An 18,565-nucleotide genomic window follows, 5' to 3' on the forward strand; every position below is an offset into this window, starting at 1 on the left:
GGCGGGCGGGGGGGTGGGCCCCTGCGGCCCGGCCCCGCCCCCCCCCGCCGGGGCGGGGCCCCGGGCCCGTGGTCAGACGTCGAACTCCCCGTTGCGGATGCCGGAGAGGAGGTCGCGCCATTCGTCGGTGGTGAGTTGGGCGACGGAGGTGGGGTGGAGGCTGCTGCGGAGGTAGACCGCGTCGGGGGTTATGGCCACCTCGGGGCAACTCGCCCCATCCTGGCAGGCCTCTGGTCGCTTCCAGTGAAGTGCTTCCATCGTTCTAGATCTCTTTCTTCAGAAGCCTGATGAGATCGCGGGACCGCTTCTCGGTCAGGGAACGGTCGGCCATCGTCTCGATGATGTGGAGGTAGTTGTCCAACTGCTTCTGTTCATGCAGGAAGACTGGGCCACCGACGGCATCGAGCTGGACCGTATCCAGGCGCCTTACCGCGTTGCGCGCGTAGATGATGCCTTGCCCGGAGCCCTTGAACCCGTTGGAATCGAAGCCGATCACGCGAAGGGTGACATGAGGTAGTTCGGAGTAATCAAGAAGTCTGTCGAGCTGCCGCTTTGCTGCCTCGCGTCCACCGAACCGCATCCGGAGAGCAGCTTCGTGCACCACGGCCGAGTAGGGCTCGGCATTCTCTGCCATGAGGAACGCCGAGCGCTGGACGCGGTTCTCGACACGGGCTTCGAGCAGGCGGGGCCTAAGCGGAGGGTAGACGTCACTGAAGATCGCCCTTCCGTATTCCTCCGTCTGCATGGCCCCGGGAATGTGGCTCACTTGGAACGTGCTGATCCCGCGAGCGAAGTACTCCATCTCCGAGATGTCGAGGAAGCCGGCGGGTACGGATCCGCGGTACTCCTCCCACCACCCCTTGTGGCGCTCATCGGCCATGGCCGCCAGTGCGTCGACGAAGGAGGCGTCACTTTCTTCGTAGTCAGAGGCCAGGATGCGCACCCGTTCCGAGGTGACCGGGTAGTGAGCCTTCTCAATTTGAGTGATCTTCGTGCGGTCGAGCCCGAGTAGGGCGGATGCCTGGGCGGTCGTACGCCCTGCGGAATCGCGCATCTTGCGCAGCTCGATCCCTACTCGCTCCTGCCTGATGGTCGGGGTGGTTCGTGGTGGCATGGCATCAAGCATCCACCTTGGCTCGTCCGCCGGTCCAGCGATCAGCCTATCGAGTGAACGCCTCGGCAAAAGTGCAAGCACATGTGCCCTAATGTCCTACAGTCTGTGATGCACTGCTCACCGAACGGGTCGTCAGTAACGCCAACCCGCCGGGCAGTTGGTACCGGCTGCCCAGGCACCGAAGAGCACTCGTACGCGGCGTCGCCTGCTCCGCGACGGGCTTGCTCACGGCGACACCCTCACCGGTGTGCCCCACCTACACCGCAGGGAGATTCCCCGTGTGTAACTGCATCCTCAACTCCTCGACCCTCGCCCTCGCCCGCGAGTCCCTGCGTGCCGCCATGGCGCGCGCCGGGTGGGACTTCGAGACCATCGCCGATGCCGAACTCGCGCTCGCTGAGCTCGTCGTGAACGCGTGGCGGCACGGCCGGACGTCCTCGCCGGTCGTCCTGGTCCTGATCCTCGGCCGTACGCTCCGGGTCTCGGTCAGTGATGACAGCACCGAGTTCCCCGAGCAGCGCGAGCCCTGTGACTTCGCGGAGTCCGGACGCGGCCTCCGGCTCGTCCAGGGCCTCACCCACCGTTGGGGTACCGAGCCCCGCAAGCACGGGAAGTCCGTCTGGTTCGAGTTGGACGCGGCCGCGTGACCATCGAGGGGCTCGGGTTCCTGGTGCTGATCATCCTCGCGGCCGTCGTCGGCGCCGTCTGCCGGCTGCGGAGTGACGAGGTCAACGGCCCCGACGGCGCGCAGGGCCGCGAGATCGACCGCGCCGACCACCTCCCGGTCGAGCCGGTCGCCATATCCCGCTGAGCGCGGTCCGCCGAGCGGTGGAGCAGCGGGTCGCGCCCTGTCCGGGACAGGGCGCGACCGCTCGGCGACGGGCCCGCCGCCTCGTCCCCGGCGGATCGAACGGCTTCGCTGTTCAGCGCAGCCGGGACGAGGAGAGGATCGAGGCGAGGTGGGCGACCACCATGCCCCAGGTGATCACCGCGATCGCGGCGAGCGCGACGCGGGTCGGGCCGATGTTCCCGACCGCCGCGTCCGCGACCGCCGTGGCCAGCAGTACCAGCGAGGCCTCGATGCCGTTGGTCACCCGGTGGATCTTGAAGATCGAGGCGAGCCGGCGCGCTGTCGCGATTCCCTGCGAACGCGGCTGGGTCGACTCCTCGTCGGCCGGCAGGAGGCCGCTGCGGGCCCGGGCCACGTCCACCAGGTCCGTCGACGCCTTCAGCAGGACCACGCCCAGCGCGGTGGCCAGCCCGACCGAGATCCACAGGTCGGACCCACCGCGGGCCGCCCGGACGCCGGCCCCGATCATCAGCGCCGCGTCGGCCAGGTAGGCGCCGAGCCGGTCGACGTAGACGCCCGCCGTGCTGAACTGCCGCTTCCAGCGGGCCACCTCGCCGTCGACGCAGTCGAAGAGCAGGAAGCCCTGGAAGAGCAGGGCCGCCAGGATCGCGCCCTTCAGTCCGGGGATCAGCAGGGCGGCTCCGGCGCCGACGCCGCAGACCACCATCACCCAGGTCAGAGTGTTCGGCGAGACCGAGGTGCGGACCAGCTGCCGGGTCGTCCGCAGCGAGATCGCCCGCATGTAGAGGCGGCCCGCCCAGTGCTCGCCGTTGCGGCTCTGCAGCTTGGCCTGCGGCTGGCAGACCTCCCGCAGTTCGGCCAACGGCGGCGCAGCGACCTTCACGAATTCCTCCACCTGTCCGGCCGGGACTCAGAAACGATCACAGGGTACGGCCTGCCGTGACCAGGGTCCGGGGCGGGTCTCCGACGGCTCCCGCTGTCCCGCCGGGGCGGAGGTGCGGCGGTGCGCGGTCAGCCCGCGAAGGTCAGTGCGGCGGCCGCGACGAACAGTACCTGCAGGGCGGTGCGGGGGCCGATCGGGGTGACGCCGGGCAGTCGGCGCCGGGCGGCCGAGACGTTCGCCGGGAACATCGCGATCATCATGAGGATCAGGCCGGCGGACGCCGGCCGGGTCGTCGCCGGGACGAGGAGCAGGACGGCGCCGGCCAGTTCCAGCAGGCCGGTCAGCGTGATCAGCAGCTCCGGCCGGGGGAGGCCGGGCGGGACCATGGCGACGAGTCCGGTCCGCAGGCGCGGGAAGAAGTGCGCGAACGCGGTGAGCAGGAACATCGCGGCCAGTCCGACCCGCAGGGCGGGGTGCCAGCCGTCGAGCACGTCCACACCCAGCAGTCCGGCCAGGCGGGCCGCCAGGAATCCGGCGACAAGAGCGATCAGGGGTGCCATCTCGGCCTCCGAGGGTGCGGGGTGGTGCCCTGCGCGCAGAGCATCTTGACACCATCAAGTTATGGGCGGCCGCGTCATCTTGTCAATGACAAGTTATGATCGGGGCATGTCTGCCCAGCCCTATCACCACGGTGACCTGAGGAATGCCCTGCTCGCCGCGGCCGCCGAGGCCATCGAACAGAGCGGGCCCGCCGCGCTGAGCCTGCGCGAGCTGGCCCGCCGGGCCGGCGTCTCCCACGCCGCCCCCGCCCACCACTTCGGCGACAAGGCGGGACTGCTCACCGAGCTCGCCGCCCAGGGGTACGAGCTCCTCGCCGACTCGGTGCGCGCCGCCGGTCCGGACCTGGCCGAGGCGGGGATCGCCTACGTCCGGTTCGCGGTCGGGCACCGCGCCCACTTCACGGTCATGTTCGAGCCCGGCCTGTACCACCCGGACGACCCGCACCTGGCCGCCGCCCGGGCCCGCGCCGACGAGGCCCTGTCCGCCGCCCTCGCGGCGTCCGCCCCGGAGCACGCGCGGGAACACGAGCTCAAACTGGCGGCCTGGTCGATCGTCCACGGCTTCGCCCAGCTGTGGAACAGCGGGAGCCTGCCCGACCGCGACGGGGAGGACCCGGCGACGATCGCCCGCGCGGTGATCGGCAACCTGCTGCCCGGCTGACCCGCCCGGCGGCGGGTGGAGACCCACCCGCCGCCGACCCGTGCGGGCCGCGCGCCGGTCAGATCAGCGCCACCGCCGGCACCGGCGCGGTCCCGCCCCGGTGCAGCCAGGCACGCTCGGCGGCCGACCAGGCGGACGTGGTCAGCAGGTAGAGCGCGGCGGCCAGCGGGACCAGCGCCGCGAACAGCACGGTGCCGAACGACAGGTACGGGAGGAACGACATCCCCGGCTGCGCGGCCTGTTGGGGCGCGGCCGCCTGCGCCCGACGGGCCCGGCGGAAGTTGCTGTAGGCCACGGCGGCCAGCCCCGCGTACAGCACGCCGAACACGGCCCACTGCGCGGCGCCCTGCGCGCTGCCCGCGTGCAGACCGAGCGGGACACCGAACAGCGGGTGGCCGAGCAGGTCGTTCGGGGTGGTGAACAGCCGGTACATCACCGAGAAGAACGGGATCTGCACCAGCATCGGCAGGCACCCCGCGAGCGGCGACGCCTTCTCCTCCCGGTACAGCTCGGCGAGTGCGGCCTGCAGCTTCTCCGGCTTGCCCTTGTGCTTGCGGTTCAGCTCGGAGATCTTCGGCGCGAGCCGGGCCCGCGACTTCTCCCCGCGCGCCGCCGCCCGCGCCAGCGGGTGCAGGGCGAGCCGGACGCCGACGGTGAACAGGACGATCGCCAGCGCCGTCGGCACCAGCTGGGCAAGGGTGGCGACGACATCGTGGGCCAGGCCGACGGCCGGGTCGAGCACTGCGAAAACGGACATGATGGAGCGAGCCCTCCGGGGTCTCAACGTCTCAGGACATGAGTGATCTACGGAGGACGGCCGCGTCGACGGCGGTGGAGAAGTCGGTGTTACGCGGCCGCCGGGGCCGCGCCCGGGGCCCTGGGGCGTCGCCGGCCCCGGGCATCGGGATCACGCTGCGAGAGGAAGGCCGTGCGGAACGCGCGTCGCCGCAGCGTCCCGTCCCGTACGGCGGCCGGGGCCCGCGCGCCGAGCAGCCGCGCGGTGACCAGCGTCCCCGCGACCGCGCCGGCCAGCAGCACCACGGCCGCGGCGGCGGCCACCGAGGTCAGCGAGCCACCGTCGGTGAGCGCCTCCCCGGTCAGCACCCGGAGCAGGCCGAGCAGCATCGCGACCAATCCCACGACATGCTCCTCTCCCGCGCTCCGGACGTACCGACTCAAGACGTCGAGGACGATGGTAAGGCCTCCGGAGCCTTCCCGGTCAGGGGATGTTCATGGCGTAGACCCAGACCTGGGTGAACCCGTCGGTCCCGGGGCCCAGCCAGACCGTGGTGGCGACGGCCTCGTGCGCGGGAGGGAGTGACTCGAAGGTCCCCTCCCGCCGGTGCGGGAGCCGCTCCGGCCGTGTCCTTCCGCGCGCCGGGAATCGCCGATTCGCGCGCCGTAGCCAGGGGTGCTACGCGGGGCTACCTTGGAGGGATGAAGACGATTACCCAGCGGGAGTTCCGGAACAACTCCGCCGCGGTGATGGACGCGGTGGAGGCGGGCGAGACCTTCCACATCACCAGGAACGGGGTCGAGGTCGCGGAGCTGCGGCCGGTCGCGGAGCGGCGGCGGCTCACGGCGGAGGAGCTGGTGGCGCGGCACGTGAAGCTGCCGCGGGTGGACTACCAGCAGATGCGCAAGGAGGCCGAGGAGTACTTCGGCCCCGAGGAGCTGGTGGGCGACGAGGGCGACGACCCGTTCGAGCGGCGGCGTGGCTGAGCGGCGCAGGGCGTCCCGGCGGCGGCCGGCCGGGGTGCTGGACACCTGTGTCTACATCGACCTGGCCCTGCTCAACCCGGCCGAACTGCCGGCCGTGCCGGAGCTGACCGCGATCACGTTCGCCGAGTTGCAGCAGGGCGTCTCGATGGCGCGGGACGCGGCGAGCCGGGCGGCGCGGCTGGAGGTGCTGGGTGCGGCGATGGCCGACTTCGACCCGCTGCCCTTCGACGCGGCCGCCGCCGCCCGGTACGGGACGCTGGTCACCCTGACCATCGCCGCCGGGCGCCAGCCGCGTCCGCGCCGGATCGATCTGATGATCGCGGCCATCGCCTCGGCGCACGGGCTGCCGCTCTACACGCGCAACGTGGCGGACTTCCGGGGGCTGGGCACGGCGGTCGAGGTCATCGGGATCTGACCGGTCGGGACCGCTCTCCCGCGCGATTGCGGCCGGGGCCGGGCGGGGGAGGAGCGGTCCTCGCGCGGAGGGAGCCGGGGCGGCTCAGCCGAGCCGGACGGTCGTGCCGGTGGCGGCCGAGGCGCGGGCGGCCTCCAGCACGGTCAGGGTGGCGACGGCGTCGCGCGGGTCGACCGGCGGCGGGGTGCCCGGGGAGGCCAGGGCGGCCGCGATGCCGGTGTAGAAGGCGGGGTAGTCGCCCGGGTCGGTGGGGAGGGCGGTCGCGGACTCGTCCGTGCCGAGGGTGCCGTAGTGGGAGGGCTGGTCGACCCCCCACGGGGTGCCGGCGCGGCCGGTGCCGTCCGGGCGGTGACCGGCGCGCAGGTCCGCCTCCTGCGGGTCCATGCCCGACTTCACGTACCCGGCGGTGTCGCCCAGCACCCGCAGCCGGGGGCCGGCCAGCGGGGTGATGGCGCTGGTCCACAGGTGCGAGCGGGTGCCGGAGGCGTGGGTGAGGGCGAGGAAGGCGTCGTCGTCGACCACCGCGCCGTCCCGGCGGACGTCGATCTCGGCGTAGACCGTCTCGACCGGGCCGAACAGGGCGAGCGCCTGGTCGACCAGGTGACTGCCCAGGTCGTACAGCGTGCCGCCGACCTCGGCCGGGTCGGCCAGCTCGCGCCAGCCGGCCTTGGGCTTCGGCCGGAACCGCTCGAACCTGGACTCGAAGCGGTGCACCCGGCCGAGCGCGCCCTCGCGGACGAGGCGGGCGGCGGTGAGGAAGTCGCCGTCCCAGCGCCGGTTCTGGAAGACGGAGAGCAGGACGCCCCGGGACCGCGCCAGCGTGCAGAGCTCCTGGGCGTCGGCGGCGGTGGCGGCCAGGGGCTTGTCCACGACGGTGGCCAGCCCGGCGTTCAGCGCGGCCCGGGCGAGCGGGACGTGGGTGCGGTTGGGGGAGGCGATCACGATCAGGTCGAGCGCGTCCGGGTCGGCGAGCAGCTGCTCCGGGGTGTCGACGGCGCGGGCGCCGGGGTGCTCCCGCTGCAGCTGGGCGCGGCGGTCGGGGTTGGCGGTGACCACCGCGTCCAGCCGGAGCCCGGGGGTGCCGGCGATCAGCGGGGCGTGGAAGGCGGAGCCGGCCAGGCCGTAGCCGATCAGGCCGACCCGGAACGGTTCGTCGTGCTGGCGGGGAGGGCGCGCGGAGGGGCTCATGCGCCTTACTCAATCACGCGGTGCCCGATTGGCCCCGGTTTCGCGGCGGCCTCGTGACCGGCCGTCGGCGGCCCGGGACCCCTGCGGTGGCGGGCCGGGCCGGGGTCAGCGGGCGTGTGCGCCGGGGGTCCGGCGGCGCTGGCGGTGGACGACGGCGACGGTGGCGCCGGCGAGCAGGAAGGCCGAGCCGATCGAGGCGAGGATGCCGAGGGAGCGGTCGGAGCCGGTCTGGGCGAGGTGTTCGGGCGCGGCGCCCCGGGTGGGGGCCGGCGCGGCGGCCTGCGCGGGGGTCTGCGCGCCGGCCTGGGCGGCGGGCGTGGCCGGGGACGCCGGTGCGGGGGCGGCCGCCGCGGGCGGTGTCGGGCCGGGAGCGGTGGCGGCGGCGGCCACCGGTGCGGGGGCGGGGGTGGTGGTGTGGTCGTGTCCGGCGGGGTGCCCGGACACCGAGGTCGGGCCGCCCGGTGCCGTCGCGGGTGCCGTCGCGGGTGGGGGCACGGGCGCCGTCGCGGGCGCGGTGCCGGAGCCGTCGAAGACCACGTCCGAACAGGAGTAGAACGCCTCCGGGCTGTCCGAGCGCTGCCAGATCGCGTAGATCAGCTGGCGCCCGGTCTTCCCCGCCGGCACCGTGCCGGGCAGCACGTACGAGCCGTCCGTCAGCTGCGGGTCGGTGACCGTGAGGAAGGGCTGGGGCTCCAGGTTCGCCCAGGTCAGCGGCTTGGTCGGGGAGTAGCTGCTGTTGGTGACGAAGAGTTGGAAGGTGCCCCGGTGCGGCGCGGTGGCCCGGTAGCGGAAGGTGAACGCCGACCCGGCGGTGAGGTTCGTGGCGGGCCAGTCGGCGCGCGGCAGGTCCAGGCCCTTGTACATCTCCGATCCCGCGCTGCACAGCCGGCCGTCCGGGATCAGCTCGCGGTGGCGCCCGGCGGCGTCACCGATCCGCAGGCTCATCCAGTCGTACAGGGCGGCCGTGCCCCCGGCGGCCACGGCCGCCCGGCAGGCCGCCGACTTCGGATGCTCGGCGCCCTCCAGGTAGCAGCCCTCGATCCGGCTGAGCGGGTTCTGCATCGAGCCGTGTGCGGCGGCGGGGTCGCCACCGAGCCCGACGGTGAGGCCTGCGGTGGCGAGCGTGAGGACGGCGGCGGGGAGACGGCGGCGCACGGGCATGGTGAGGGGACTCCTTCGCGGGAGCGGGGTGAGGGTGGTGGCGTTCACGCTAGCCCGGGGGCACGGCCGTGCTGAGGGGCGATCAGAGCGGTTAGGGGTGGCTTAAGGAGCCGTTGAGGCAGGGGCGTTCGGCGCCCGGTCGCGCTGCCGACCGGCGGCGCGGGGGCGGCCGGCGCGTGCTCCGGACGCTCCGCGCGAGGGTCTGCCGCGGTCCGTGGGACGTCCCGGTGGGCGGGACGTACTGCCGTCGGGCTGGTGTGCGGATTAGGCTGTGCCCCGTTGGGGCAGCCAGCAGTACCCCCGGCGGTCCGGTGTCCCGAGGTGGGTCCGGCCGGTGGGAGGCGCAACGGTGACGGCGGTGCGCCGCAGATTTCGTACGACCATCGCAAGACGTGGCAAGACTTCGGGAGATACGCACGTGGCAGACCGCAAGCCCATCGAGTCCTGGCTGACCGACATGGACGGGGTCCTCATCCACGAGGGCACGCCGATCCCCGGCGCGGAGGAGTTCCTGCGCCGGCTGCGGGAGTCCGGCAAGCCCTTCCTGGTGCTGACCAACAACTCGATCTACACCCCGCGCGACCTCAGCGCCCGCCTGGCCGGGATGGGCCTGGAGGTGCCGGAGGAGTGCATCTGGACCTCGGCCCTCGCCACCGCGAAGTTCCTCAAGGGCCAGCGCCCGGGCGGCACCGCGTACGTGATCGGCGAGGCAGGCCTCACCACCGCGCTGTACCAGGCGGGCTACGTGCTGACCGACAACAACCCGGACTACGTCGTCCTCGGCGAGACCCGCACCTACAGCTTCGAGGCGCTCACCAAGGCGATCCGCCTGATCAACCAGGGTTCCCGCTTCATCTGCACCAACCCGGACGAGACCGGCCCGTCGACCGAGGGCGTGCTGCCGGCCACCGGCTCGGTCGCGGCGCTGATCACCAAGGCGACCGGCGTCGAGCCGTACTTCGTCGGCAAGCCCAACCCGCTGATGATGCGCGAGGCGCTGAACTCGGCCGGGGCCCACTCGGAGAGCGCCGTGATGATCGGCGACCGGATGGACACCGACATCGTGGCGGGCATGGAGGCCGGTATGGAGACCATCCTGGTGCTCACCGGCCTCACCGCGGCCGCCGACGTGGAGCGGTTCCCGTACCGGCCGACCCGGGTCGTCCAGTCGATCGCGGATCTGGTCGACCTGATCTAGCCTTCGCTCTGATGAATCGGGCCCTGCCCCGGCCGACGGCCGGGGCAGGGCCCGTCCGTTGTGTGCGCCTGTTGCGTATGCGGAGGAGGGGGCGGGATGAGTTCGGCGGGGGAGCCGGTCGGGCGGTCGGTCCGGGAATCGGTGCGGGAGCCGGTCCGGCAGCCGGTGCGGGAGTCCGTCGACGAGAAGCGGGTGACCTGGGCGGAGCTCTACTTCGACCTGGTCTTCGTCTTCGCGATCACTCAGGTCTCGGGTCTGCTGCACCACCACCACGACGGGGCCGGGGTCGCCCGGGCACTCGTGGTGTTCGTCCCGGTGTACTGGTGCTGGGTGGGCACCACCGTGCAGGCCAACATCCGCGACGTGGACACCCCGAGGGACCGGCTCGGCATCCTCGCCGTCGGGCTGGCCGGCCTCTTCATGGCGCTGGCCGTGCCCGGCGCCTACGAGGGCCGGGGCGTGCTGCTCGGCGCCGGGTACTGGGCGGCCCGGGTGGTGCTGCTGGTGCTGCTGATCCGCGTCCCGGGGGTCTGGCGCGGGCCCTACGGGGTGGGCGTGCTGGTCAGCGGGCCGCTGCTGTTCGTGGGCGGGCTGCTGCCGGAGGGGCCGCGGCTGGTGCTCTGGGCGCTGGGCGCGCTCTGCGACCTGTCCGGTCCGGTGCTGTTCCGCAACCGGCTGGCCGCCGTGGCGTACCACCCGTCGCACATGCCGGAGCGGTTCGCGCTGTTCCTGCTCGTGGCGCTCGGCGAATCGATCGTCGGGATCGGTGCCACGGCTGCCGCCGTCCGCCTCGACGCGGCCGAACTGGTCGCGGTGGCGGCGGCGTTCACCATCTCCTGCGGCCTCTGGTGGCAGTACTTCGTCTACGCGGCGGACGCCATGCGGCACGCCGTGACCGTCGCCGACTCGCGCCGGGACGTCATCCGACGGGTGTTCCAGTACGGCCACCTGGCCCTGGTGGCCGGGGTGATCGCGGTCGCCGTCGGCTTCGGCGAGACCGTGGCGGACCCTCGGCAGGCGCTCGGCGCGGGCTCGGTGGCGCTGCTGTACGGGGGCTGCGGACTGTACCTGCTGACCTTCGGCTACACCCGGTGGATGATGTTCCGCGCGGTGTCGACCACCCGGATCGTGGCGGCGGCGGTGGTGCTGGGCCTGGCGCCGGTGATGGTGCGGCTGCCGGCGATCGTGGTGCTGGTGGTGCTGGCCGTGCTGGTGGTGACGCTGAACGTGGTCGAGCACGTCCGGGTGGGACGGGCGGCGGGGGCGACGCCTTCGGGGGCGTCGACGGCTCCCGGCGTCGAGCGGGCCCCGGTGGCCGGCGCGTCGGCGGCCCCGCCGGAGGTGCCGGTGGCTTCGGCGGAGTGAGTTGTCGGTGGGGCTGTGTAGCGTTCGGTGTGCAAAGAGGGGCGTGTGGCGCGAGGGCTGCCGTACGCCGGAGGTCGGGGCGGTGCGGCGGTGAGCGGCCGTCCGGTGGGAGGTTGATGTCGTGACGGACACGGTCGAGGCAGGCGTGGTCGAGGCGGGCGAGGTCGAGGCGGTCGGAGCCGGCGGCGGGCTGGAGCTGCCGGAGTCCTGGCGCGAGGTGTTGGGCACCGAGACGGAGAAGCCGTACTTCGCCGAGCTGGCGGCCTTCCTGGCGGGGGAGCGCGCGGAGCACCAGATCTTCCCGCCGAGCGGGCAGGAGTTCTCGGCGCTGGAGGCCACGCCGTACGAGAAGGTCCGGGTGCTCGTCCTCGGCCAGGACCCGTACCACGACGACGGCCAGGCGCACGGCATGAGCTTCTCCGTGCTGCCGGGCACCAGGACGCCGCCGTCGCTGCGCAACATCTTCAAGGAGCTGGACGCCGACCTGGGCATTCCCGCTCCGGACAACGGCTACCTGATGCACTGGGCCGAGCAGGGGGTCCTGCTGCTCAACGCGGTGCTCACGGTGCGGGCGCACGAGGCCAACTCGCACAAGGCCAAGGGCTGGGAGAAGTTCACCGACGCGGTGATCAAGGCCGTGAGCGCGCGCGAGGAGCCGGTGGTCTTCGTGCTCTGGGGCAACTACGCCAAGAAGAAGCTGCCGTTGATCGACACCACGAAGCACGTGGTGGTCCAGGGAGCCCACCCGTCGCCCCTCTCCGCCAAGCTGTTCTTCGGCAGCCGCCCGTTCTCGCAGATCAACGAAGCGCTCGACGGCTTCGGTGTCGACCCGATCGACTGGCAGGTGCCGAACCTGAAGTAGGGCTGACCGGCAGCCGGGGCGGCACCGACCCGCGCGAGGGGGCCGACACCCGGCCCGCTCGCCGCCGCCCGCTGTTCACCGGCCCCGGCCGCCCGTCGGTACCCGGTGTGCGAAGCTGGGTGCCGACCCGGTCGTCGGACCGGTTCTGGGAGGGGCGGTACGTGCGCCGGGTATGGCGAGGGGCGGGGTTCCGGCTGGCCGCGGGGGCGGCGGTGCTGGGGCTGACGGCAAGTGTGGCGGGCTGCGCGGGCGGGAGTACGGCCGCCGGTCCGGGGCGAGGACCAGGGGCGGCGCCCGCGTCGAACGGGGCCGGTTCGCCGAGCGGGGCCGGTTCGCCGAGCGGCGGACCGGCCGGCACCGGGCCCGCCCAACTGCCCGGCCAGACCTTCTACGTCTCCGACCGGACGTCCGCCGCCCAGCAGCTCGTCGTCCTGCGTGGTCAGGGGCGGACGGCCGAGGCCGACACCCTCGACAGGATCGCCTCCCAGCCCTCCTCGCAGTGGCTCGGGGACCAGGAGGCCAGGGGCATCGTCGAGCAGGTCGGCCGCCGCGCCGCCGCGGCGGACCGCACCCCGGTCTTCGTCGCCTACAACATCCCGCACCGCGACTGCGGCCAGTACTCGGCCGGCGGCGCGACCGACGCGGCCTCCTACCGTTCCTGGATCACCGGCGTGGCGGAGGCGCTCGGCGACCGCAAGGCCTGGGTGGTGCTGGAGCCGGACGCCGTCGCGCACACCCTGGACGGCTGCGGGGTGAAGGACGCGGCCGCCGCCGAGCGGTACGGTCTGCTGGCCTTCGCCGTACAGGAGTTGAAGAAGCGCCCACAGGTCCGGGTCTACCTGGACGCGGGCAACCCCGGGTGGGCCCAGGACCCGTCGGCGATGGCCGAGGCGCTCAGCAAGTCCGGCGCCGCCGTGGCGGACGGCTTCGCCGTGAACGTCTCCAACTTCTACGGCACCGACCGGAACGCGGCGTACGGCGCGGAACTCTCCGCCGCGCTGGGCGGGAAGCACTTCGTCATCGACACCAGCCGCAACGGCAACGGCCCCTTGAGCAGCGAAGCCTGGTGCAACCCGCCCGGCCGCGCGCTGGGCGAGCCGCCCACGGTCACCACCGGCCGGCCCGGCGTCGACGCCTACCTGTGGATCAAGAACCCCGGCGAGTCCGACGGCGAGTGCGGCCGGGGCGAGCCCCGGGCGGGCGAGTTCTGGCTGCCGTACGCGCTGGGCCTGGCACGCGGCGGCGCGTGACCGCGACAGAGAGGGTGTCTCAACGCATGGGCGGACGACTCGGGGTGTCCGGCGGCGGTCCGGCGGAGTCAGGCGGAGTCAGGCGGTCACCTGGATCCAGCGGGCGACCGACGGGGTGCCGGCCGCGTCCGTCACGAACAGCATGTACCAGCCGGGCGGCAGCAGATCGGGGTTGGCCGGCAGGGTGAGCGCGACACCGCCCGCCGTGCGCGGGCCGATGCCCAGGGCCACCGAGCGCTGTTCGACGTCCGTCGCGTGGGTGACCGAACTCGGCCGGATCAGCTTGGCGGTGGCGATGCCCTCCGGCTTCGGCGAGTTGACGGTGACGGTGCTGCCGATTTTCGCGGCGGCGGGTGCGTCGGTCAGCTGCGGGCGCTCGCCGTGGAACAGGTACGGCGGGGTGTAGATCTCGATCCGCTGCTCGAAGGTGCCCGGCTCGGTGTCGGCCTTGTCGGCGAACAGCGGGTCGGAGCCGAGGACCACCACCCGGCCGTCCGGCAGCAGCAGGGCCTCCGCGTGGTAGTTCCGTCCGACGGTCGGCTCGGCGGCGGTGCCGAAGGTGTTGGTGTCCGGGTGGTAGATCTGCGACGTGAGCACGTCGCTCCGGTGTTTGCCGCGGTAGTCGCGGGAGCCGCCGGTGGTGAACACGGTGTCGTTCGGCAGGACGACGCTGTTGAGGTAGCGGGTGCCGCCGGCGGGCAGGTCCGGTCCCGGGGTGAAGGCGGGCTTCGGGGCGGAGAGATCCGCGATGTCGGTGCGGGCGGTGGAGAGCGGTGACTCGCCGACGCCCCCGCCGCCGAGGACCATCACCTTCTGTGCCTGGGCGGGCGGCAGCAGCACCGAGGACGAGGTCTCGGTGAGGTGCGGGTCGCGCAGACCCGGGACCGGCTGGAAGCTGTTGTCCCTCAGATCCCAGAGCCCGGGGTCGCGGCCCTTGTCCGCCGGGCCGTAGCCCGCGTTGGAGCCGGAGTAGAAGAGCTTGCCGGAGGCGGTCAGGAAGATCGACGGATAGGTGGGGAAGTAGCGGTCGGGCGCCTTGGACCAGGTCTTGCGCACCGGGTCGTAGATCTCGTTGTCGTTGCCGCTGAGGATCTGCCCGGTGTCGTCCAGCCCGGAGACGGTGACCACTCGCCCGTCACCGAGGCCGGTGAGCGTCGGGTACCAGCGGGCGTACGCCATGTCGGTGACCTGTTCGTACAGTTCGGTGTCCGGGTTGAACTCGAAGGCGGAGCGGATGCCCTGGAAGTCCTGCTTCTCCAGGGTCATCCGGTCGGCCATGCCGTAGAGGTTGTGGGCGTCGGCACCGGTCAGGCCCTTGATCGTGTACTGGGCGGGGGAGTTCTCCACGGACCCGGTGCCCGGTGCCACCGCCTCCACGAACACGTGCTGCTCGCCGGCCTTCACCACGGTCCGGTCGCCGGAGCCGGTCTTCGCCGCGGCCGGGACGGTCACCTCGGCGGTGGACGCGTACGCGCGACCCCCGGGGGAGGTGAACACCGTGCCCTTGGGGAACGTGCGGGCCGCCTCCGGGTTCTCGTTGCGTACCCGCATGGTGCCGGCCGCCTTCTTCACGGCGCCGTCCAGAGCCTCGTAGCGCAGGGTGCCGCCGGCCACCAGCAGCCGGCCGTCGGCCAGGGCGGTGTGACCGCCGCAGAACATGTCGGCCGGAGTGGGTATGTGCTTGTAGGTGTTGGTGGCGGGGTCCCAGAGCAGGCTCTTGAAGGAGCCCGCGGCGAAGCTCCGTTCGCTGTTCCCGGACCCGGCGATGATCAGGACCTTCCCGGTGCGCAGCAGGCTGGCGTGGACGGCGTTGATCCGGAACTCGGCCGGGAGGACGAGGGTCTGCCAGTGGCCGTACTCGGCCTTGTACTCGGGGCGGTTGATCACGTACTGGTGGTACTGCTCGTCGGCGAATCCGAGTACGGCCGGTGCGTTCATTCCGGCCACGGTCAGGGCGACCGTGCTGCCGAGGGCGAAGCGCTTGGCGCGGCCGGCGTTGCGGATCTTCACGGTGGTCGGTCCCCTCGTGCTGCGGGTTCAACGGTGTGGGTCGGGTGGGGCGTGATCGGTGGGCGCGTGGTCAATGGGTGCGGCCGGCCGGCGCGGTGGTGCTCTCCTGGGCGGGTGCCTGGGCGCGGTCCTGCCGCGGAACGGTGATCGTGGGGGCGGCCGGTGTCGTGGTCGCGGCGCCGGTGATCGAGAGGGTCGAGGTGGGCCGGGCGCGCCCGCGGCGGACCGCGTCGGCGGCCAGCACCAGCATCGGCAGCAGGCTGAGCAGGAGGGCCACGCAGGCCCAGGTCCGCATGGCGACGTGGTCGTGGCCGGTGAAGAAGGAGGCGGTGAGCGCGCCGCCGAACACCAGCGTCCAGAACAGGTGGATCCGGAAGGTCGCCACCCGGTCGCGGCTGGCCGACCGGCTCTTGGGGGTCACCACGAAGCGGCTGCGCAGCCGGAGCAGCGCTTGCAGGAACGATGCCGCGTAGATCGGCCCGCAGAGCGCCGACATCATCATGCCCGCCACACCGGACGACCCGGCCGGCTCGTGCGGGCTCACGTTGTGCTTGCGGTTCCAGGTGTAGAGCAGCACCTGCAGAGCGGCGGCGTCGCTGTACAACATCATCCAGATCTCCGAGGAGACGTGGACCCCCGACGCTCCGAAGCCCAGGTAGAGCACGCTCGACACCCCGCCGAGCAGCCAGGTCAGCGCGGCCATCGGGTAGAAGCAGACCATCAGCGAGTAGTTGAGCAGCCGGCCGGGCGACAACTGCCGGGCCGCGCGCCAGTACTGGGTCAGGAGTGTCTCGTAGGTGCCCCGGCTCCAGCGGAGTTGCTGGGAGAAGAAGTCGGTCCAGGAGGACGGTCCTTCGCCGACCGCCAGCACGTCCGGGGTGTAGACCGACTTCCAGCGCGCGCCGGTGGCCGGGTTGCGGCGGCGGTGGAACTCCAGCCCGGTCGCCATGTCCTCGGTGATCGAGTCGTAGAGCCCGCCGATCGACTGCAGGGCGCTGATCCGCACCGCGTTGTTGGTGCCGACGAACATCGGTGCGCCGTAGCGGTTCCCCGCTCGCTGGATCAGCGCATGGAAGAGGAACTGCTGGCTCTCCGAGAACTTGGTGACCGCCGAACCCGAGCTGCGGTAGTTCCCGTACACCTGAGGGCCGACCACGAATGCCACGTCCGGGTCCCGGAAGTACCCCAGCATCCGCTCGCCGAACTCGGGCAGCGGGACGTGGTCGGTGTCCACCGAGATCCAGAAGTCGTAGTCGGCGCCGTGGGCCTGGAGCCAGCTGTTGTAGTTGCCGTGTTTGGTCCCGGCGCGGAACCGGCCCTTGGGCTGGTTCCAGCGCTCGACCCCGCGCCGGCTGAAGTACCGCGTGCCCAGGTGGGCACAGAGGGCGCGCAGGGCAGGATCGTTTCCCTCGTCGAGCAGCCAGACGTCGTACGGGCCGTCGTGCCGGACGGCGCGCGCGGCGGTCAGTGTCCGGTGCACCATCTCCGGCGGCTCCTTGCCCGGCACGCAGGTGGTGAGGAACGCGACGCGGGTGCCCGACTCGGGGGTGACCGGGACGGGGTCGCGGGCGACCAGCGTGGCGTGTGTGTTGGAGACGACGTTGACCAGGCGGAACACCTCCACGACCGCGATGATCGTGATCATCGCCTTGTCGGCGATCAGCAGCCAGGAGTGCGTCTCGCCCGGCCGGACCGGCCAGTGGTCGGGGAGTAGCAGCCAGATCAGGAGGACCGACTCGACCGCCGGGGCGGCCAGCAGGAGGAGTGCTGCCCGGATCCGGTGCGGCTCCCGGCGCAACAGGCTGCGGTACTGGACGCGGTAGGGGGTGGGGGCGTCCGGCGGGCCGGGGGTGCCGGCCGGTCCGGCGAGGCGGCTGAAGTGGGCGTAGTCGTAAGGGGCTTCGGGGACGGGCACGGAGGCCAGGGCGTCGCCGACGGCATGACCGGGTGAGCTCTCCGCGTCCGGACGCCGCGAGAACATTCTGATCATGTGTGGCTCCCCCCGTGGCAGGCCGTTCGGGCCGACCCGTTCGTGCGTGCTCCGACCGGAGGTATGCGATCCAGCGCCCTGTGCTGGGTCTGGGTGTCGTGAACGACCGCTCCCCCCGGAGCCCGGCCTTCGAGGCGGTGCGCCGCCCGGTCAACTACGCCGTTTCCAGGCAGTTCCGGGTCGCCCATCGGTAAAACGTGTACGACCGATGATTTCGCGCGGCCACCCGGTCACTTCGAACGCGGGATCCCGGCACGCTCTCCGGACTCCCCTTCGGGGTGTGCGGGATCCTTGGCTTCCCCAACTCTCCCGGAGCATGGGGGTGATCGCAACCGATCTGAGGAATGATCATTGCGCGAGAGTGAAGATATGACGATTCCCGGCCATATGAGTATGCATTGGTGTTATGGAGGGATGATTCGCGCGGCGGGTGCTTCGGGTCGATCGTATGAATGCCCGAAGGCCGGATCGCCATCCGGGCGGTCCGGCCTTCGGGTCGTCTGCGGGGTGCCTCGGGGGCACCCCGGGGTTCAAGTGCCTTGCCGTGGTCCTTCAGGCCTGCCCTTGCGTCAGATCCCGGGCGAGCCGGTGGCCGGTAGGGGGAGAGGGCCGGAGAGCGGTGGCAACAGGGTCGGCCCCGTCACCGCCCGGACGTCGTCGAACGACACACCCCCGGCCGTTTCGACCAGACGCAGCCCGTCGGGGGTGACGTCGATGACGGCCAGGTCGGTGACGATGCGGTCCACGACTCCCCGGCCGGTCGCCGGGAGCGACAGCTCCTCGACGATCTTCGGTGAACCGTCCTTGGCGGTGTGCTCCATGACGACGATCAGTCGTCGGGCGCCGTGCACGAGATCCATGGCGCCCCCCATGCCCTTGACCATCTTTCCCGGGATCATCCAGTTGGCGAGATCGCCGGTGGCCGACACCTGCATCGCACCGAGCACCGAGACATCGATCCGGCCGGCCCGGATCATGCCGAAGGAGAAGGCGGAGTCGAAGTACGCGGCACCGGGGGCGACGGTCACGGTCTCCTTGCCCGCGTTGATCAGGTCGGGGTCCTCGCTTCCCGCCATCGGGTACGGGCCGACGCCGAGGATGCCGTTCTCCGAGTGCAGCACCACCTCGACGCCCGGCGGGAGGTGTTGGGGGATCAGGGTCGGCAGACCGATGCCCAGATTGACGTACTGCCCGTTCCGGAGTTCCCGGGCGGCCCGCGCGGCGAGCGCGTTCCGGGGATCCGTCGCCCGGCCCGCGGTGGGAGCGGCGGACGGTGAGCCGGCAGAGGCAGAGGCAGAGGCAGAGGCAGAGGCAGCGGCAGGGGCAGGGGCAGGGGCAGGGGTGGACGGTGCGGTGAAGGTCTCGGTGGTCATCG

At 72.2% G+C, this 18,565-nt stretch carries 20 protein-coding genes; 9 read left to right on the plus strand and 11 right to left on the minus strand.

Annotation, left to right across the window (positions count from 1 at the left end; all coding sequences use genetic code 11):
- Nucleotides 1-72: 72 nt before the first annotated feature.
- Together ACFXHB_RS18315 and ACFXHB_RS18320 are read right to left on the minus strand one after the other, a co-directional pair.
- The gene (locus ACFXHB_RS18315) at nucleotides 73-258 is read right to left on the minus strand and encodes a DUF397 domain-containing protein (RefSeq protein ID WP_380575376.1); all 186 of its coding nucleotides are present in this window, start codon (nucleotides 256-258) and stop codon (nucleotides 73-75) included.
- A 4-nt stretch (nucleotides 259-262) separates the two neighbouring features.
- The gene (locus ACFXHB_RS18320) at nucleotides 263-1,126 is read right to left on the minus strand and encodes a helix-turn-helix domain-containing protein (RefSeq protein ID WP_380575378.1); all 864 of its coding nucleotides are present in this window, start codon (nucleotides 1,124-1,126) and stop codon (nucleotides 263-265) included.
- Nucleotides 1,127-1,392: 266 nt separating this feature from the next.
- Between ACFXHB_RS18320 and ACFXHB_RS18325 the strand changes: the two genes are divergently transcribed.
- Complete coding sequence (locus ACFXHB_RS18325) at nucleotides 1,393-1,761, plus strand: ATP-binding protein (protein WP_380575379.1); 369 nt, start codon at nucleotides 1,393-1,395, stop codon at nucleotides 1,759-1,761.
- Nucleotides 1,758-1,925, plus strand: a complete 168-nt coding sequence (locus ACFXHB_RS18330; RefSeq protein WP_380575381.1) for a hypothetical protein — start codon at nucleotides 1,758-1,760, stop codon at nucleotides 1,923-1,925. Before ACFXHB_RS18325 ends, ACFXHB_RS18330 begins: the two co-directional genes overlap by 4 nt.
- A gap of 112 nt (nucleotides 1,926-2,037) precedes the next feature.
- On the opposite strand, the gene ACFXHB_RS18335 is transcribed toward ACFXHB_RS18330, so the two are convergent.
- Both ACFXHB_RS18335 and ACFXHB_RS18340 read right to left on the minus strand, forming a co-directional pair.
- Complete coding sequence (locus ACFXHB_RS18335; RefSeq protein ID WP_380575382.1) at nucleotides 2,038-2,808, minus strand: CDP-alcohol phosphatidyltransferase family protein; 771 nt, start codon at nucleotides 2,806-2,808, stop codon at nucleotides 2,038-2,040.
- Between the two features lie 128 nt (nucleotides 2,809-2,936).
- Nucleotides 2,937-3,368, minus strand: a complete 432-nt coding sequence (locus ACFXHB_RS18340) for a DoxX family membrane protein (protein ID WP_380575383.1) — start codon at nucleotides 3,366-3,368, stop codon at nucleotides 2,937-2,939.
- Nucleotides 3,369-3,474: 106 nt separating this feature from the next.
- On the opposite strand from ACFXHB_RS18340, the gene ACFXHB_RS18345 reads away from it, so the two are divergent.
- Nucleotides 3,475-4,029 carry a TetR/AcrR family transcriptional regulator gene (locus ACFXHB_RS18345; protein WP_380575385.1) on the plus strand — a complete coding sequence of 185 codons (555 nt, stop codon included), beginning with the start codon at nucleotides 3,475-3,477 and terminating at the stop codon, nucleotides 4,027-4,029.
- Nucleotides 4,030-4,087: 58 nt separating this feature from the next.
- On the opposite strand, the gene ACFXHB_RS18350 is transcribed toward ACFXHB_RS18345, so the two are convergent.
- Both ACFXHB_RS18350 and ACFXHB_RS18355 read right to left on the minus strand, forming a co-directional pair.
- Entirely contained in the window at nucleotides 4,088-4,786 is a 699-nt protein-coding gene (locus ACFXHB_RS18350; RefSeq protein WP_380575386.1) for a YidC/Oxa1 family membrane protein insertase, read from the minus strand.
- Nucleotides 4,787-4,875: 89 nt separating this feature from the next.
- On the minus strand, nucleotides 4,876-5,169 hold the full coding sequence (locus tag ACFXHB_RS18355) for a DUF6412 domain-containing protein (protein ID WP_380575387.1): 294 nt from the start codon (nucleotides 5,167-5,169) through the stop codon (nucleotides 4,876-4,878).
- 297 nt (nucleotides 5,170-5,466) lie between these two features.
- Between ACFXHB_RS18355 and ACFXHB_RS18360 the strand changes: the two genes are divergently transcribed.
- Nucleotides 5,467-5,751 carry a type II toxin-antitoxin system Phd/YefM family antitoxin gene (locus ACFXHB_RS18360; RefSeq protein ID WP_380575388.1) on the plus strand — a complete coding sequence of 95 codons (285 nt, stop codon included), beginning with the start codon at nucleotides 5,467-5,469 and terminating at the stop codon, nucleotides 5,749-5,751.
- Nucleotides 5,744-6,166: a type II toxin-antitoxin system VapC family toxin gene (locus tag ACFXHB_RS18365; protein WP_380575390.1), complete on the plus strand. Its 423-nt coding sequence runs from the start codon at nucleotides 5,744-5,746 to the stop codon at nucleotides 6,164-6,166. Before ACFXHB_RS18360 ends, ACFXHB_RS18365 begins: the two co-directional genes overlap by 8 nt.
- A gap of 84 nt (nucleotides 6,167-6,250) precedes the next feature.
- Here the strand turns inward: ACFXHB_RS18365 and ACFXHB_RS18370 are convergent, their stop codons facing one another.
- Nucleotides 6,251-7,354, minus strand: coding sequence for a Gfo/Idh/MocA family oxidoreductase (locus tag ACFXHB_RS18370; protein ID WP_380575391.1), 1,104 nt, complete (start codon nucleotides 7,352-7,354; stop codon nucleotides 6,251-6,253).
- 105 nt (nucleotides 7,355-7,459) lie between these two features.
- Complete coding sequence (locus ACFXHB_RS18375; protein WP_380575392.1) at nucleotides 7,460-8,515, minus strand: lytic polysaccharide monooxygenase; 1,056 nt, start codon at nucleotides 8,513-8,515, stop codon at nucleotides 7,460-7,462.
- Between the two features lie 418 nt (nucleotides 8,516-8,933).
- On the opposite strand from ACFXHB_RS18375, the gene ACFXHB_RS18380 reads away from it, so the two are divergent.
- From ACFXHB_RS18380 to ACFXHB_RS18395, 4 genes are all read left to right on the plus strand, one after another.
- On the plus strand, nucleotides 8,934-9,713 hold the full coding sequence (locus ACFXHB_RS18380; RefSeq protein ID WP_380575394.1) for an HAD-IIA family hydrolase: 780 nt from the start codon (nucleotides 8,934-8,936) through the stop codon (nucleotides 9,711-9,713).
- A 96-nt stretch (nucleotides 9,714-9,809) separates the two neighbouring features.
- Nucleotides 9,810-11,078 (plus strand): low temperature requirement protein A, encoded by a 1,269-nt coding sequence (locus ACFXHB_RS18385; RefSeq protein WP_380575396.1) that lies wholly within the window; start codon nucleotides 9,810-9,812, stop codon nucleotides 11,076-11,078.
- 190 nt (nucleotides 11,079-11,268) lie between these two features.
- Complete coding sequence (locus ACFXHB_RS18390) at nucleotides 11,269-11,940, plus strand: uracil-DNA glycosylase (protein WP_380575497.1); 672 nt, start codon at nucleotides 11,269-11,271, stop codon at nucleotides 11,938-11,940.
- A 161-nt stretch (nucleotides 11,941-12,101) separates the two neighbouring features.
- The gene (locus ACFXHB_RS18395) at nucleotides 12,102-13,190 is read left to right on the plus strand and encodes a glycoside hydrolase family 6 protein (protein ID WP_380575397.1); all 1,089 of its coding nucleotides are present in this window, start codon (nucleotides 12,102-12,104) and stop codon (nucleotides 13,188-13,190) included.
- Nucleotides 13,191-13,268: 78 nt separating this feature from the next.
- Here the strand turns inward: ACFXHB_RS18395 and ACFXHB_RS18400 are convergent, their stop codons facing one another.
- From ACFXHB_RS18400 to ACFXHB_RS18410, 3 genes are all read right to left on the minus strand, one after another.
- The gene (locus ACFXHB_RS18400) at nucleotides 13,269-15,200 is read right to left on the minus strand and encodes a galactose oxidase-like domain-containing protein (RefSeq protein WP_380575398.1); all 1,932 of its coding nucleotides are present in this window, start codon (nucleotides 15,198-15,200) and stop codon (nucleotides 13,269-13,271) included.
- 70 nt (nucleotides 15,201-15,270) lie between these two features.
- Nucleotides 15,271-17,190 carry a glycosyltransferase family 2 protein gene (locus ACFXHB_RS18405; RefSeq protein WP_380575399.1) on the minus strand — a complete coding sequence of 640 codons (1,920 nt, stop codon included), beginning with the start codon at nucleotides 17,188-17,190 and terminating at the stop codon, nucleotides 15,271-15,273.
- A 569-nt stretch (nucleotides 17,191-17,759) separates the two neighbouring features.
- Nucleotides 17,760-18,563 carry a 3-oxoacid CoA-transferase subunit B gene (locus tag ACFXHB_RS18410; protein WP_380575402.1) on the minus strand — a complete coding sequence of 268 codons (804 nt, stop codon included), beginning with the start codon at nucleotides 18,561-18,563 and terminating at the stop codon, nucleotides 17,760-17,762.
- Between the last annotated feature and the right edge of the window lie 2 nt (nucleotides 18,564-18,565).

The sequence above is a fragment of the Kitasatospora sp. NPDC059327 genome (genome assembly GCF_042752535.1).
Taxonomy (GTDB): domain Bacteria; phylum Actinomycetota; class Actinomycetes; order Streptomycetales; family Streptomycetaceae; genus Kitasatospora.

What these genes read in the sequence shown, in the direction of transcription:
- ACFXHB_RS18370 (WP_380575391.1), bottom strand. Translation starts at nt 7,354, where the DNA reads ATGAGCCCCTCCGCGCGCCCTCCCCGCCAGCACGACGAACCGTTCCGG.
- ACFXHB_RS18340 (WP_380575383.1), bottom strand. Translation starts at nt 3,368, where the DNA reads ATGGCACCCCTGATCGCTCTTGTCGCCGGATTCCTGGCGGCCCGCCTG.
- ACFXHB_RS18350 (WP_380575386.1), bottom strand. Translation starts at nt 4,786, where the DNA reads ATGTCCGTTTTCGCAGTGCTCGACCCGGCCGTCGGCCTGGCCCACGAT.
- ACFXHB_RS18345 (WP_380575385.1), top strand. Translation starts at nt 3,475, where the DNA reads ATGTCTGCCCAGCCCTATCACCACGGTGACCTGAGGAATGCCCTGCTC.
- ACFXHB_RS18410 (WP_380575402.1), bottom strand. Translation starts at nt 18,563, where the DNA reads ATGACCACCGAGACCTTCACCGCACCGTCCACCCCTGCCCCTGCCCCT.
- ACFXHB_RS18315 (WP_380575376.1), bottom strand. Translation starts at nt 258, where the DNA reads ATGGAAGCACTTCACTGGAAGCGACCAGAGGCCTGCCAGGATGGGGCG.
- ACFXHB_RS18385 (WP_380575396.1), top strand. Translation starts at nt 9,810, where the DNA reads ATGAGTTCGGCGGGGGAGCCGGTCGGGCGGTCGGTCCGGGAATCGGTG.
- ACFXHB_RS18320 (WP_380575378.1), bottom strand. Translation starts at nt 1,126, where the DNA reads ATGCTTGATGCCATGCCACCACGAACCACCCCGACCATCAGGCAGGAG.
- ACFXHB_RS18375 (WP_380575392.1), bottom strand. Translation starts at nt 8,515, where the DNA reads ATGCCCGTGCGCCGCCGTCTCCCCGCCGCCGTCCTCACGCTCGCCACC.
- ACFXHB_RS18405 (WP_380575399.1), bottom strand. Translation starts at nt 17,190, where the DNA reads ATGATCAGAATGTTCTCGCGGCGTCCGGACGCGGAGAGCTCACCCGGT.
- ACFXHB_RS18360 (WP_380575388.1), top strand. Translation starts at nt 5,467, where the DNA reads ATGAAGACGATTACCCAGCGGGAGTTCCGGAACAACTCCGCCGCGGTG.